This window comes from Massilia sp. METH4 (genome assembly GCF_037094685.1).
GTDB lineage: Bacteria > Pseudomonadota > Gammaproteobacteria > Burkholderiales > Burkholderiaceae_D > Rugamonas.
This window is the reverse complement of sequence record NZ_CP146614.1, coordinates 1,575,352-1,589,549: the sequence shown is the minus strand read 5'-3', so window position 1 is coordinate 1,589,549 and position 14,198 is coordinate 1,575,352. Positions and strand designations below refer to the sequence as shown.

Annotated in this window: 12 protein-coding genes; all 12 read left to right on the top strand. The window is 63.4% G+C overall.

Annotated features, from left to right (window positions below; translation table 11 throughout):
- The first annotated feature begins 123 nt into the window (after positions 1–123).
- The 12 genes from V6Z91_RS07035 (at position 124) to V6Z91_RS06980 (ending at position 14,194) form a co-directional block, all read left to right on the top strand.
- Positions 124–4,839: a glutamate synthase-related protein gene (locus V6Z91_RS07035; RefSeq protein ID WP_338768449.1), complete on the top strand. Its 4,716-nt coding sequence runs from the start codon at positions 124–126 to the stop codon at positions 4,837–4,839.
- 20 nt (positions 4,840–4,859) lie between these two features.
- Positions 4,860–6,323, top strand: coding sequence for a glutamate synthase subunit beta (locus tag V6Z91_RS07030; protein ID WP_338768446.1), 1,464 nt, complete (start codon positions 4,860–4,862; stop codon positions 6,321–6,323).
- 357 nt (positions 6,324–6,680) lie between these two features.
- Positions 6,681–7,595 (top strand): CsgG/HfaB family protein, encoded by a 915-nt coding sequence (locus tag V6Z91_RS07025; protein ID WP_338768444.1) that lies wholly within the window; start codon positions 6,681–6,683, stop codon positions 7,593–7,595.
- A 457-nt stretch (positions 7,596–8,052) separates the two neighbouring features.
- Positions 8,053–8,856 carry an ABC transporter ATP-binding protein gene (locus tag V6Z91_RS07020; protein ID WP_338768442.1) on the top strand — a complete coding sequence of 268 codons (804 nt, stop codon included), beginning with the start codon at positions 8,053–8,055 and terminating at the stop codon, positions 8,854–8,856.
- The gene (mlaE, locus tag V6Z91_RS07015; protein WP_338768439.1) at positions 8,853–9,638 is read left to right on the top strand and encodes a lipid asymmetry maintenance ABC transporter permease subunit MlaE; all 786 of its coding nucleotides are present in this window, start codon (positions 8,853–8,855) and stop codon (positions 9,636–9,638) included. Before V6Z91_RS07020 ends, mlaE begins: the two co-directional genes overlap by 4 nt.
- Before the next feature lie 54 nt (positions 9,639–9,692).
- Complete coding sequence (mlaD, locus tag V6Z91_RS07010; protein WP_338768437.1) at positions 9,693–10,157, top strand: outer membrane lipid asymmetry maintenance protein MlaD; 465 nt, start codon at positions 9,693–9,695, stop codon at positions 10,155–10,157.
- 5 nt (positions 10,158–10,162) lie between these two features.
- Positions 10,163–10,924, top strand: a complete 762-nt coding sequence (locus V6Z91_RS07005; protein ID WP_338768435.1) for a VacJ family lipoprotein — start codon at positions 10,163–10,165, stop codon at positions 10,922–10,924.
- 122 nt (positions 10,925–11,046) lie between these two features.
- On the top strand, positions 11,047–11,688 hold the full coding sequence (locus V6Z91_RS07000; RefSeq protein ID WP_338768433.1) for an ABC transporter substrate-binding protein: 642 nt from the start codon (positions 11,047–11,049) through the stop codon (positions 11,686–11,688).
- A 47-nt stretch (positions 11,689–11,735) separates the two neighbouring features.
- Positions 11,736–12,041, top strand: a complete 306-nt coding sequence (locus V6Z91_RS06995) for an STAS domain-containing protein (RefSeq protein WP_338768431.1) — start codon at positions 11,736–11,738, stop codon at positions 12,039–12,041.
- Between the two features lie 201 nt (positions 12,042–12,242).
- Complete coding sequence (locus V6Z91_RS06990; RefSeq protein WP_338768428.1) at positions 12,243–13,172, top strand: ABC transporter ATP-binding protein; 930 nt, start codon at positions 12,243–12,245, stop codon at positions 13,170–13,172.
- Positions 13,169–13,930: an ABC transporter permease gene (locus V6Z91_RS06985; protein WP_338768425.1), complete on the top strand. Its 762-nt coding sequence runs from the start codon at positions 13,169–13,171 to the stop codon at positions 13,928–13,930. The genes V6Z91_RS06990 and V6Z91_RS06985 overlap by 4 nt, the downstream gene beginning before the upstream one ends.
- Positions 13,931–13,954: 24 nt before the next feature.
- The gene (locus tag V6Z91_RS06980; protein WP_338768423.1) at positions 13,955–14,194 is read left to right on the top strand and encodes a BolA/IbaG family iron-sulfur metabolism protein; all 240 of its coding nucleotides are present in this window, start codon (positions 13,955–13,957) and stop codon (positions 14,192–14,194) included.
- Positions 14,195–14,198: the final 4 nt, after the last annotated feature.

The following is a 14,198-nucleotide window of genomic DNA, read 5'->3' as shown; positions in this document are numbered from 1 at the left end:
CCATTTAAATTTGTTGAGTTTTCTTGTGCGATGCACTAACCTCAATTCTCAATTTGCAAAACCGGAGCCATGCGTACCCGCCACGGTAGGTGTTCACGGCTCTTATGCTTCGGAGAAAGTGCCATGAACGCGCAAGGTTTGTACGACCCAGCCAACGAACACGACGCCTGCGGTGTCGGTTTCGTCGCCCATATCAAAGGCCAGAAGAGCCATTCCATCGTCGAGCAGGGTCTGCTGATCCTGAAGAACCTCGATCACCGGGGCGCCGTTGGTGCCGACAAACTGATGGGTGACGGTGCCGGCATCCTGATCCAGATCCCCGACCAGTTCTACCGGGACGAGATGGCCAAGCAGGGCGTGGAACTGCCGCCGCCGGGTGAGTACGGTGTGGGCATGGTCTTCCTGCCGAAGGAAAACGCGTCGCGCATCGCCTGCGAACAGGAAATCGAGCGCGCCGTGCGCATCGAAGGCCAGGTCGTGCTGGGCTGGCGCAACGTGCCGGTCGACACGGAAATGCCGATGTCGCCGCTGGTGCGCGCGAAAGAGCCGGTGATTCGCCAGATCTTCATCGGCCGCGGCCCGGACATCATGGTGACCGACGCCCTGGAGCGTAAGCTGTACGTCATCCGCAAGTCGTCCGGCCACGCCATCCAGGCGCTGAAACTGCAGCACGGCCACGAATTCTTCGTGCCGTCGATGTCGGCCCGTACCGTCGTCTACAAGGGTCTGCTGCTGGCCGACCAGGTGGGCGTGTACTACCGAGACCTGCAGGACCCGCGCTGCATTTCCGCGCTGGCCCTGGTGCACCAGCGCTTCTCCACCAACACGTTCCCGGAATGGCCGCTGGCCCACCCGTACCGCCTGATCGCCCACAACGGCGAGATCAACACGGTGAAGGGCAACTTTAACTGGATGCGCGCCCGCGAAGGCGTGATGAAATCCGCCGTGCTGGGCGAAGACCTGCAAAAGCTCTTCCCGCTGATCTATGAAGGCCAGTCCGACACGGCCTGCTTCGACAACGCGCTGGAACTGCTGCTGATGGCAGGCTATCCGCTGGCGCAGGCGATGATGATGATGATCCCGGAAGCGTGGGAAAACCACACGCTGATGGACGAGAACCGCAAGGCGTTCTACGAATACCACGCCGCGATGATGGAACCGTGGGACGGCCCGGCCGCCATGGCCTTCACCGACGGCCGCTATATCGGCGGCACGCTGGACCGCAATGGCTTGCGCCCCGCCCGCTACATCGTCACGGACGACGACCTGGTCGTGATGGCCTCCGAATCGGGCGTGCTGCCGATCCCCGAGTCGAAGATCATCCAGAAATGGCGCCTGCAGCCGGGCAAGATGTTCCTGATCGACCTGGAAGCGGGCCGCATCATCGACGACAAGGAACTGAAGGACACGTACGCCAACGCCAAGCCGTACAAGGCCTGGATCAACGCTGTCCGGATCAAACTCAATAGCCTGAAACTGGCCGAAAGCCAGCTGTCGCACAACGTCGCCAAGTACACCGCGCAAGGTGAAAAGCTGCCGGCATCGCTGCTGGACCGCCAGCAGGCGTTCGGCTATACCCAGGAAGACCTGCGCTTCCTGCTGGCGCCGATGGCCACCGCCGGCGAAGAAGCCGTAGGCTCGATGGGCAATGACTCGCCGCTGGCCGTCATGTCCAACAAACTGAAGCCGCTGTATAACTACTTCAAGCAGCTGTTCGCCCAAGTGACGAACCCGCCGATCGACCCGATCCGCGAAGCGATGGTGATGTCGCTGGTGTCGTTCATCGGCCCGAAACCGAACCTGCTGGACACGAACAACGTGAACCCGCCGATGCGACTCGAAGTGTCGCAGCCGGTGCTGTCGTTCGACGACATGGCGCGCCTGCGCCACATCAGTCAGCACACGGGCGGCAAGTTCAAGTCGTATGAACTGTCGATCTGCTACCCGCTGGCATGGGGCAAGGAAGGCGTGGAAGCCTCGCTGGCATCGCTGTGCGCCGAAGCTGTCGATGCGATCAAGTCCGGCCACAACATCCTGATCGTCTCCGACCGCGCCGTGTGCGCGGACCGCGTGGCGATCCCGGCCCTCTTGGCCACCTCCGCGATCCACCAGCATCTGGTGAGCAAGGGCCTGCGCGCCTCCACCGGCCTGGTGGTCGAAACGGGTTCGGCCCGCGAAACGCACCACTTCGCGCTGCTGGCGGGCTACGGCGCCGAAGCCGTGCACCCGTACCTGGCGATGGAAACGCTGGCCGAGATGGCCCACGCCATGCCGGGCAACCTGACGCCGGAACAGGCGCTCTACAACTACACGAAGGCCGTCGGCAAGGGCCTGATGAAGGTGATGTCGAAGATGGGCATCTCCACCTACATGTCCTACTGCGGCGCGCAGATCTTCGAAGCGGTGGGCCTGAACAAATCCGTCGTGCAGAAGTACTTCAAGGGCACCGCTTCGAACATCGAAGGCATCGGCCTGTTCGAGATCGCCGAGGAAGGCCTGCGCCTGCACAACCTCGCTTTCGGCAACGACCCGGTGCTGGCCGAGTCGCTGGATGCCGGCGGCGAGTACGCCTACCGCGTGCGCGGCGAAGACCACCTGTGGACGCCGGACGCGATCGCCAAGCTGCAGCACTCGACCCGCGCCAACAACTTCAGCACCTATAAAGAGTACGCGCAGATCATCAACGACCAGAGCCGCCGCCACCTGACCTTGCGCGGCCTGTTCGAGTTCAAGATCGATCCGAGCAAAGCGATCCCGCTGGACGAAGTGGAACCGGCCAAGGAAATCGTGAAGCGTTTCGCGACCGGCGCGATGTCGATGGGCTCGATCTCGACCGAAGCGCACGCCACGCTGGCGATCGCCATGAACCGCATCGGCGGCAAGTCGAACACGGGCGAGGGCGGCGAAGATCCGAACCGCTTCAAGGCCGAGCTGAAAGGCATTCCGATCAAGCAGGGCGCCACGATGGCGGACGTCATCGGCAAGGAACAGGTTGTCGTCGACATCCCGCTGCAGGAAGGCGACTCGCTGCGCTCGAAGATCAAGCAGGTCGCTTCCGGCCGCTTCGGCGTGACGGCGGAGTACCTGAACTCCGCGGACCAGATCCAGATCAAGATGGCGCAGGGCGCCAAGCCGGGCGAGGGCGGCCAGCTGCCGGGCCACAAGGTGTCGGGCTATATCGCCACGCTGCGCTTTGCCGTGCCGGGCGTGGGCCTGATCTCGCCGCCGCCGCACCACGACATCTACTCGATCGAAGACCTGGCGCAGCTGATCCACGACCTGAAGAACGTGAACCCGCGCGCGTCGATCTCGGTGAAGCTGGTGTCGGAAGTGGGTATCGGCACCGTGGCCGCCGGCGTTTCCAAGGCAAAAGCGGATCACGTGGTGGTGGCCGGCCATGACGGCGGTACCGGTGCCTCCCCGCTGTCGTCGGTGAAGCATGCCGGCACGCCTTGGGAGCTGGGCCTGGCCGAGACGCAGCAGACGCTGGTGCTGAACGGCCTGCGCAACCGGATCCGCGTGCAGGCCGACGGCCAGATGCGTACCGGCCGCGACGTCGTCATCGCCGCCATGCTGGGCGCCGACGAAATCGGCTTCGCGACCGCACCGCTGGTGGTCGAAGGCTGCATCATGATGCGCAAGTGCCACCTGAACACCTGCCCGGTGGGCGTGGCCACGCAGGACCCGGTGCTGCGCGCCAAGTTCCAGGGCAAGCCGGAACACGTGGTGAACTACTTCTTCTTCGTCGCCGAAGAAGCGCGTCAACTGATGGCGCAGCTGGGTATTCGTACTTATGACGAGCTGATCGGCCGTTCGGACCTGCTGGACAAGTCGAAGGCGATCACGCACTGGAAGGCGCAGGGCCTGGACTTCTCGGCCATCTTCTTCCAGCCGAAGGTCGACACCGGCCTGTGCATGTACCACAACGAAGAGCAGGAACACGGCCTGGAAAAAGCGCTGGATCACAAGCTGATCGCGCAAGCCAAGGCCGCGCTGGAGAAGGGCGAACGCGTGTCGTTCATCTCGCCGGTGAAGAACCTGAACCGTACCGTGGGCGCGATGTTGTCCGGTGAAGTGGCGGCACGCTACGGCCATGCCGGCCTGCCGGACGACACGATCCACATCCAGCTGCAAGGTACCGCCGGCCAGTCCGCCTGCGCATTCCTGGCGCACGGCATCACGATCGACCTGGTGGGTGAAGGCAACGACTACGTGGGTAAAGGTTTGTCGGGCGGCCGCATCATCGTGCGCCCGAATACCGAGTTCCGCGGCTGGGCCGTCAACAACATCATCGTGGGTAACACGGTGCTGTACGGCGCGATCGCCGGCGAAGCGTTCTTCAACGGCGTGGCCGGCGAGCGTTTCGCGGTGCGTAACTCGGGCGCCACGGCGGTCGTGGAAGGCACGGGCGACCACGGTTGCGAATACATGACCGGCGGCACCGTGGTCGTGCTGGGCGCGACTGGCCGAAACTTCGCGGCGGGCATGTCGGGCGGTATCGCCTACGTGTACGACCCGGACGGCGAATTCGAGAAGAAGTGCAACCTGTCGATGGTGAGCCTGGAGGAAGTGCTGCCGGCCTCGGAGCACGCGGACAAGGCCACCTGGCACGCGCAGCACCGCAACGGCACGCCGGAGTCGGACGAAGCGATCCTGAAGCGCCTGATCGAACGCCACTTCAAGCACACGGGCAGCACCCGCGCCCGCCTGTTGCTGGACAACTGGGCGGAAAGCCGTGGCAAGTTCGTCAAGGTCTTCCCGAACGAGTACAAGCGCGCACTGGTCGAGCTGGCGGACAACGCCGCGATCGAAGCGGAAACCCAGGCCATCGCCGCGTAATTAGTTAGGAATAAGAGAAAATGGGAAAAATCACCGGTTTCATGGAATTCCAGCGCCAGGACGAAAGCTACCTGGCCCCGGAAGCGCGCCTGAAGAACTATAAAGAGTTCGTCCTCAAGCTGACGGACGAGCAGGCCAAGGTGCAGGGCGCCCGCTGCATGGATTGCGGCATCCCGTTCTGCAACACGGGCTGCCCGGTCAACAACATCATTCCGGACTGGAACGACCTGGTGTACCGCCAGCACTACCGCCAGGCGCTGGACGTGCTGCACCAGACGAACAACTTCCCCGAGTTCACCGGCCGCATCTGCCCGGCGCCGTGCGAAAGCGCCTGCACGCTGGGCATCAACGACGACCCGGTGGGCATCAAGTCGATCGAGCACAAGATCATCGACGAAGGCTGGGAACACGGCTGGGTCAAGCCGCAGCCGGCCGACCACAAGACGGGCAAGAAAGTGGCGATCATCGGTTCCGGCCCCGCCGGCCTGGCGGCTGCACAGCAGCTGGCGCGCGCCGGCCACGACGTGACGGTGTTCGAGAAATCGGACCGCGCCGGCGGCCTGCTGCGCTACGGCATCCCCGACTTCAAGCTGGAAAAGTTCCACATCGACCGCCGCATCGAACAGATGGAAGCGGAAGGCGTGAAGTTCCGCATGAACACGCTGGTCGGCAAGGATTTCCCGGCCAACGTGAACAACTGGGCCAAGGAAACCATCTTCCCCGAAGACCTGGAGAAGGAATTCGACGCCGTGGTGATCGCCGGCGGCGCGGAACAGCCGCGCGACCTGCCGGTGCCGGGCCGCGAACTGAAGGGCGTTCATTTTGCGATGGACTTCCTGCCGCAGCAGAACAAGGTGAACGCCGGCGACAAGGTGAAGGACCAGATCAAGGCCACCAGCAAGCACGTGGTCGTGATCGGCGGCGGCGACACGGGTTCCGACTGCGTGGGCACGTCCAACCGCCACGGCGCCGCGGCCATCACGCAGTTCGAACTGATGCCGATGCCGCCGGAACAGGAAAACAAGCCGCTGGTGTGGCCGTACTGGCCGACGAAGCTGCGCACCTCCTCGTCGCACGAGGAAGGCTGCGAGCGTGACTGGGCCGTTGCGACCAAGCGCCTGGAAGGCAAGAACGGCAAGGTCGAGAAGCTGATCGCCTGCCGCGTCGAGTGGAAAGACGGCAAGATGGTCGAGGTGCCGAACACCGAGTTCGAAGTGAAGGCCGACCTGGTGCTGCTGGCGATGGGCTTTGTGTCGCCAGTACAACAGGTGCTGGATGCCTTCGGCGTCGAGAAGGATGGCCGCGGCAACGCCCGCGCCGCGACCGAAGGCGAGAACAGCTACAAGACGAGCAAGCCGGGCATCTTCGCCGCTGGCGACATTCGTCGCGGCCAGTCGCTGGTCGTATGGGCGATCCGCGAAGGCCGCCAGTGCGCCCGCGCGGTGGACGAGTACCTGATGGGCCACTCCGTCCTGCCGCGCTGATCCTGCCTTACCCCTGGAAAGCCCGTCCGGCCCCGCCGCGGCGGGCTTTCTTTTTGTTGTAACTGCACACCGGGACAGTCCCCTGTTGTAAATCCACACTGGGGACAGTCCCCTGTTGTAAGGCCGCACCAGGGATTGTCCCTGTTGTTATTCCACAGCGGGGACTGTCCCTGTTGTAAATCCGCGTCACGACTTTGAAGGTGACCTGTTGCCCCAAAGCGCAGTACAGCACTTTGTAACCGCAATTCCTATAGTGTAGAAAAATTGTAATTGCGACAATTGGTGAGAATTTAATAGTTGCATGCGTATTAAGATAGTAGCTTTGTTTTCACAACCCAGCGCCGGCACCTACTTTCCATGAAAACCACTGTCCATTCCCCGAAAACCTCGAAGATCGCCGGCCAAGCGCTGGCATTGGGCGTACTGTTGACCCTGGCGGGCTGCGCCGGCACGGCCCCGCAACTGGGCGGTGCCCCCACGGTGGCTACCGGCTCGGCCGGCGGCGCCAACGCGAATAACGCCAATGCGGCGCTGGAAAAATGCGAGCGTCCGCTGGGCACGCTGAGCGTCGTCGAAGACCAGGCTTCGTCGTGGTACATCCAGCTGTCGCAATACAAGCTCGGCTCGACCGTGCCGGTGCTGCGCAAGCTGATCCAGCAGTCGAACTGCTTCGTCGTCGTCGAGCGCGGCGCGGCGATGAACAATCTGATGGCCGAGCGCGACCTGGCCGCCTCCGGCGAAATGCGCGCCGGCAGCCAGTTCGGCAAGGGCCAGATGGTGGCGGCCGACTATACGATGAGCCCGACCATCAACTTCAGCCAGAAGGGCACGCAAGGCGTGGGCGGCGCGCTGGGCGGCTTTGGCCTGATCGGCAGCGTCGCCGGCATGGTGGCCGGGGGCATCAAGGCCAACGAAGCGTCGACGACGCTGCTGATGGTCGACAACCGCTCCGGCGTGCAGCTGGCGGCAGCCGAGGGCAGCGCCAAGAACTTCGACTTCAATATGTTCGGCGGGCTGTTCGGTGGCGGCGCGTTCGGTACCGCCGGCGGCTATTCGAATACGCCGGAGGGCAAGATCCTGATCGCCGCCTTCATGGATTCGTATAACCAGCTGGTGCAGGCGGTGCGCAACTACAAGGCGCAGGAAGTGGCGGGCGGCCTGGGGACCGGCGGTGCGCTGGGCGTCCAGGGCGGCATCACGCCACCGGCTGCGGCGGCATTGGCGCCAGCTCCGGCACCGGCCACGGCGAAAAAAACCGCGAAGAAGAAATAATCCGGCAAGCCGGGCGGAAACGCCGGCGCGATGCCGGCGTTTTTTTTCGCCGCCGACTCCAAGGATGGGGCTGCCGCGCGCGCCTCGGACAAGCCCGACTGCAGCTGAACGACCCGTGTCAGCACGCCGGCACCGCGATGCAGACGAGGGCAGTGCTCCTCGAGCGCCCGCGATGGCACGAGGGGGCCGAGTCGAGCATTTTCGCCGTTCGGGTCAAAGCACGCGTTTCTTCAGCATCGGTGCACATCCATGACGGCGGCGCAGTCCCCAATTTTTGCCAATCTTGCAGTGCAACAATTTAACACGCTTTGCCGATTGTAAGTTACTGACTCAGCGGTTATTAGTGTTGTATTATTTCAAACTTATCCTTTGCAATATAAGCCGGGCTCAAGGCAGCGTCAGCAGACTATGAGCTTTCTGCATTACAATATCGCATTAAAAATAAAGACAGTCTGCCGTGGCAAACCTCGTTGAAATCCGTGACTTGCACTTCTCGTATGGGAAGCGCCCCATCCTGGCGGGGCTTAACATGGACTTTCCGAAAGGAAAGGTGGTGGCGGTCATGGGTGGTTCCGGCAGCGGCAAGACCACGGTATTGCGCCTGATCGGCGGCCAGCTGCGGCCAAACAAGGGCCAGGCCATTGTCGACGGCCAGATCGTCCACAAGCTGAAGACCCGCGAACTGTATTTGTTGCGCCGCAAGATGGGCATGCTGTTCCAGCACGGCGCGCTGTTCACCGACCTGACCGTGTTCGAAAACGTGGCATTCCCGCTGCGCGAGCACACGGACTTGCCCGAAGAGTTGATCCGCGACCTGGTGCTGATGAAGCTGAACGCCGTCGGCCTGCGCAACGCGGCGCCCCTGAAGCCGGGCGAGATTTCCGGCGGCATGGCACGGCGCGTGGCGCTGGCCCGTTCGATCGCCCTGGACCCGCAACTGATCATGTACGACGAGCCCTTCGCCGGCCTCGACCCGATTTCGATGGGCGTGACGGCGAACCTGATCCGCAACCTGAACGATGCGCTCGGTTCCACCAGCATCCTCGTGTCGCACGACGTGAAGGAATCGTTCCAGATCGCGGACTACGTGTATTTCCTGTCGCAGGGCAAGATTGTCGCCCACGGCACGCCTGCTGAAATGATGGTATCGACCGATCCTTACGTAAAACAATTCGTCCATGCCGAGGCGGACGGCCCCGTGCCCTTCCACTACCCGGGCAAGTCGCTGGCCGAGGACCTGGGCCTGGGAGCGCGCCGATGATCGCCCGCCGCGTCCTCGCCGGTGTCGGCAACACGGTGCGCGACTATGTCGAGAGTGTCGGCTACGCCACGCGCACGTTCTTCACGATGCTGGGCCTGTCGCCGGGCATGATGCGCCGGCCGCACCTCGTCGTCGAACAACTGCACTTCATCGGCAATTACTCGCTGCTGATCATCACGCTGTCCGGCCTCTTCGTCGGCATGGTGCTCGGCCTGCAGGGCTATTACACGCTGAACAAATACGGCGCGTCTGAATCGCTGGGCTTGCTGGTGGCGCTGGGCTTGACCCGTGAACTGGGCCCCGTCATCACCGGCCTGCTGTTCGCGGGCCGCGCCGGCACGTCATTGACAGCCGAGATCGGCCTGATGAAGGCCGGTGAACAGTTGTCGGCCATGGAGATGATGGCCGTGAACCCGATCCAGCGTGTGCTGGCACCGCGGTTCTGGGCCGGCGTGATCGCCGTGCCCCTGCTGGCGTCGATCTTTTCCGCCGTCGGCATCCTGGGTGGCTACCTGGTCGGCGTGGGCCTGATCGGCGTCGATGCCGGCGCGTTCTGGTCGCAGATGCAGGCCGGCGTGGACCTGTGGAAGGACGTGTTCAACGGTTTCGTGAAGAGCGTCGTGTTCGGCGTGGCCATCACGTTCATCGCCCTGTACCAGGGTTACGAGACGCGGCCGACGCCGGAAGACGTGGCCGGCGCCACCACCCGCACGGTGGTCGTGTCGTCGCTGATGATCTGGTGGCTCGACTTCATGCTGACGGCGCTGATGTTCAGCAAGTGATTCCTTGCGGCAACGCTCAGCGTAGTTTAAGAAAAACAGATAGGATAAGTAAAAATGCAACGCAAATCTCTGGATGTGTGGGTCGGCCTGTTCGTCGTGATCGGCGTGGCGGCGCTGATGTTCCTGGCCCTGAAGGCCGGCAACAACAGCACGTTCTCGCTCGCGAAGACGTATGAAATCACCGCCAAGTTCGACAATATCGGCAGCCTGCGCCCGCAGGCCGCCGTGAAGGCGTCGGGCGTGGTGGTGGGGCGCGTGGCGCGCATCGCCTTCGACGACAAGTCGTACAAGGCGGCCGTGACGCTGGAGATGGACGCGACCTACAAGTTCCCCAAGGATAGCTCGGCCAAGATCCTGACGTCGGGCTTGCTGGGCGAGCAATACATCGGTATCGAAGCCGGCGGCGAAGAGCAGAACCTGGCGCAGGGCGACAGGATCGCCCGCACGCAGTCCGCCGCGGTGCTGGAAGACCTGATCAACCAATTCATCTACAGCAAGGCCGCTGAAGGAAAGGACTGAAATCGATGCGCCGTAACCCCTCCGTTTTGCTGGCCGTGGCAGCCGCAGTGACCCTCTCCGGTTGCGCCGTGGGCCCGGACAAGCGCGATCCCATGGAAAACTGGAACCGCGCGGTCTTCAAGTTCAACGATACCGTCGATACGTATGCGCTCAAGCCGGTGGCCACCGGCTACAAGAACGTCACCCCCGACTTCGTGCAGACGGGCGTGAACAATTTCTTCGGCAACCTGCAGGACCTCTGGACCGGCGGTAACAACCTGCTGCAAGGCAAGCCGGGCGATGCCGTGTCCGACTTCGGCCGTTTCGCCCTGAACTCCACGTTCGGCATGCTCGGCCTGTTCGACATCGCTTCCGAAGCGGGGCTCTCCAAGCACAAGGAAGATTTCGGCCAGACGCTGGGCCGCTGGGGCGTGCAATCGGGCCCCTACGTGATGCTGCCGCTGCTGGGCCCGTCCACCTTGCGCGACACCGTCGGCCTGCCGCTCGACTTCGCGGGCGACGCGTGGAGCTACAAGGACCCCGTCAATGTGCGCAATATCGGCGCCGGCGTGCGCGTGATCGACCAGCGCGCCGCGCTGCTCGACGCGTCAACCCTGCTGGAAGATGCCGCGTTGGACCGTTACGAATTCATTCGCGACGGTTTCCTGCAGCGCCGCCAGAGCCAGGTGTATGACGGCGAGGTACCGGAAACGAAGGAAGAGGAAAACGTGCCGGAGCAGCCGGCCGTGAAGCCCACCGGCGAAGGCGCCACGCAGCCGGCGACCTGACAGGGCCGCGGCCAGCGCGGCGCGGGCCTGGCCGGCCGTGGGTATAATGCCCCGACCGGCTGCGCAACGCCGCCAGCCGTACCCTGTAACGAACATCGGTATAACCAGATAGGCAAAACCACATGAAACTGCTCAAGCAACTGCTCGCCACCGCCACGATCGCGTTCGCCGCCACCGGCTTCGCCGCGGCGCAAAACGCGAACGAAGCGCCGGACCAGCTGGTCAAGCGCATCAGCACCGACGTGCTGACAATCGCCAAGACCGACAAGGATATCCAGGCCGGCAACACCCGCAAGGTGATGGACCTGGTGGAAACGAAGATCCTGCCCTACGTGGACTTCGAGCGCATGACCGCGCTGGCCGCCGGCCGTTACTGGCGCGAGGCCACGCCGGAGCAGAAGCGCGCGCTGTCGGCCGAATTCCGCACGCTGCTGATCTACACGTACTCGGGCGCCCTGTCGCAGGTGCGTAACGAAACGATCGAGTTCAAGCCGCTGCGTGCCGACGCCACGGACACCGAAGTCGAAGTGCGCTCGCAGGTGAACACCTCGCGCGAGCCGATCCTGCTGAACTACCGCGTGGCCAAGACCCCGGCCGGCTGGAAGATCTACGACATCAACGTGCTGGGCGCCTGGCTGGTGGAAACCTACAAGGGTACCTTCAACACCGAGATCAGCAAGGGCGGCATCGATGGCCTGATCAAGACGCTGGCCGCGAAGAACAAGCAGCTGGCCAGCAAGCCGCTGGCAACGGCCAAGAAGTAATCTCCACGGGGCCGGGAATCCATCCGGCCCGCTTTTCGACTCCCATCATGTCCAATTCCGCAAACAACATGCTGTCCCTGACCGCCCTGACCGTCGATAACGCCACGGCGGCGCTGGAACACGGCCTGGCCGCGCTGCGCGCGGGGCAGACCGAATTCGACATGCGCAATGTGGTGGCGGTGGATTCGGCCGCCGTGTCCGTCATGCTGGCATGGCAGCGCGCCGCCCACTCGGCCGGCGTCACGCTGCGCCTCGTGAACCTGCCGCCGATGCTGCAAAGCCTGACGAAGCTGTATGGTGTCTGCTCGCTCGTCGCCCCCCAGGGCGCCGATGCCGAACTGCATCACCATTGACCCCCGCCTCCCCCCTCCGCTGTATTTCCGCCGGCCCGGGCATGATCGGGTCGAAATTCCAATATAATTGACCGTTGCTCTTGCCAAATTGGCGCGAGCTCCCGCAGGAGCGGATCCAGGCGGGGTACCACGCGCATCCGGCATGCGTTCCGGATCGCCAGCGCAGCGGCCACCGTTGCACAGAAAACAAACAAGCCAAGCATGACAGCAATCCACATCAGCAATGTCCAAAAGCGCTACCAATCGCTGCAGGCGCTGGGAGGCGTGTCGCTCTCGATCGAGGAAGGCGAGTTTTTCGGGCTGCTCGGGCCCAACGGCGCGGGCAAGACCACGCTCATTTCCATCATCGCCGGCCTGATCCGCGCCGATGCGGGGAGTGTGGCGATCCACGGCCATGATGTCGTGTCCGACTTCCGCGAGGCCCGCAAGAAGCTGGGCGTGGTGCCGCAGGAACTGGTGTTCGACCCGTTCTTCACGGTGCGCGAGACGCTGCGGCTGCAATCGGGCTACTTCGGCTTGCCGAACAACGACAAGTGGATCGACGAGGTGATGGAAAACCTCGACCTGACGAACAAGGCCGACACGAATATGCGCGCGCTGTCCGGCGGCATGAAGCGCCGCGTGCTGGTGGCGCAGGCGCTGGTGCACAAGCCGCCCGTCATCGTGCTCGACGAACCGACCGCCGGCGTGGACGTGGAACTGCGCCAGACGCTGTGGAAGTTCATCTCGCGCCTGAACCGCGAGGGCCACACCATCGTGCTGACCACCCATTACCTGGAAGAAGCGCAGGCCATGTGCAAGCGCGTCGCCATGATGAAGCTCGGCAAGGTCGTGGCGCTGGACACGATGTCCTCGCTGATCCGTCGCATCTCCGGCTCGCAGCTGAACCTGCACCTGAAGCAGGGCGACCTGCCGCAGGACCTGCGCCACCTGGTATTGCACGCCGAAACCGTTGCTCAGTTGCCAAATTCCGGGCGCAAGTACACCCTGAAGGTGAACGAATACATGGAAGTGGAAACCATCCTGGCCCGCCTGCGCGAGAGCGGCGCCGTCATCGACGAGATGCAGCTGCAGCAGGCCGACCTGGAAGATATCTTCATCGAAATCACCGGCGGAGGTGCGCCGCAATGATCTCGACGGGCTTCCGCACCCTGGTGTACAAGGAAACGCTGCGCTTCTACAAGGTGGCCACGCAAACGATCGCCGCGCCGATCCTCACGGCCATGCTGTACCTGCTGATCTTCGGCCACGTGCTGGAAGGCCGCGTGCAGGTGTACGAAGGCGTGTCGTACACCGCGTTCCTGATTCCCGGCCTGGTGATGATGAGCGTGCTGCAGAACGCCTTCGCCAACTCGTCGTCGTCGCTGATCCAGTCGAAGATCACCGGCAACCTCGTGTTCGTGCTGCTGACACCCCTGTCGCACTGGGAAATCTTCTCCGCCTACACGATCGCCGCCATGGTGCGCGGCCTGGTCGTGGGCCTGGGCGTATTCATCGCCACCGCGTGGTTCGCGCACATGTCGTTCGCGTGGCCGCTGTGGATCGCCGTGTTCGCCCTGCTGGGCGCCGCGATCCTGGGTACGATGGGCCTCATCGCCGGCATCTGGGCCGAGAAATTCGACCAGCTGGCCGCCTTCCAGAACTTCCTGATCATGCCGCTCACCTTCCTGTCCGGCGTGTTCTATTCGATCCACTCGTTGCCGCCGTTCTGGCTGACCGTGTCGCACCTGAACCCGTTCTTCTACATGATCGACGGCTTCCGCTACGGCTTCTTCGGCCAGTCCGACATCAATCCCTGGACCAGCCTGGGCATCGTCTCCGCCTTCCTGGTGGTGCTTGCCCTGCTGGCCATCCGCCTGCTCAAGAGCGGCTACAGGCTCCGACACTAAGCCGACACTAAAGAGGTACCGATCATGACCACGACTCCCGAAGCAATCCACGGCTACATCGCCGCCGGCCTCGAATGCTCCCACCTGGAAGTGGAGGGCGACGGCCAGCACTTCACCGCCGTCATCGTTTCGCAGGCATTCGCCGGCAAGCGCCCGATCCAGCGCCACCAGATCGTCTACGCGGCGCTGGGCGACCGCATGCGCGAGGAAATCCACGCGCTGTCGATGAAGACGCTGACCCCTGAAGAATTCGCGGCGAAATAAGGAA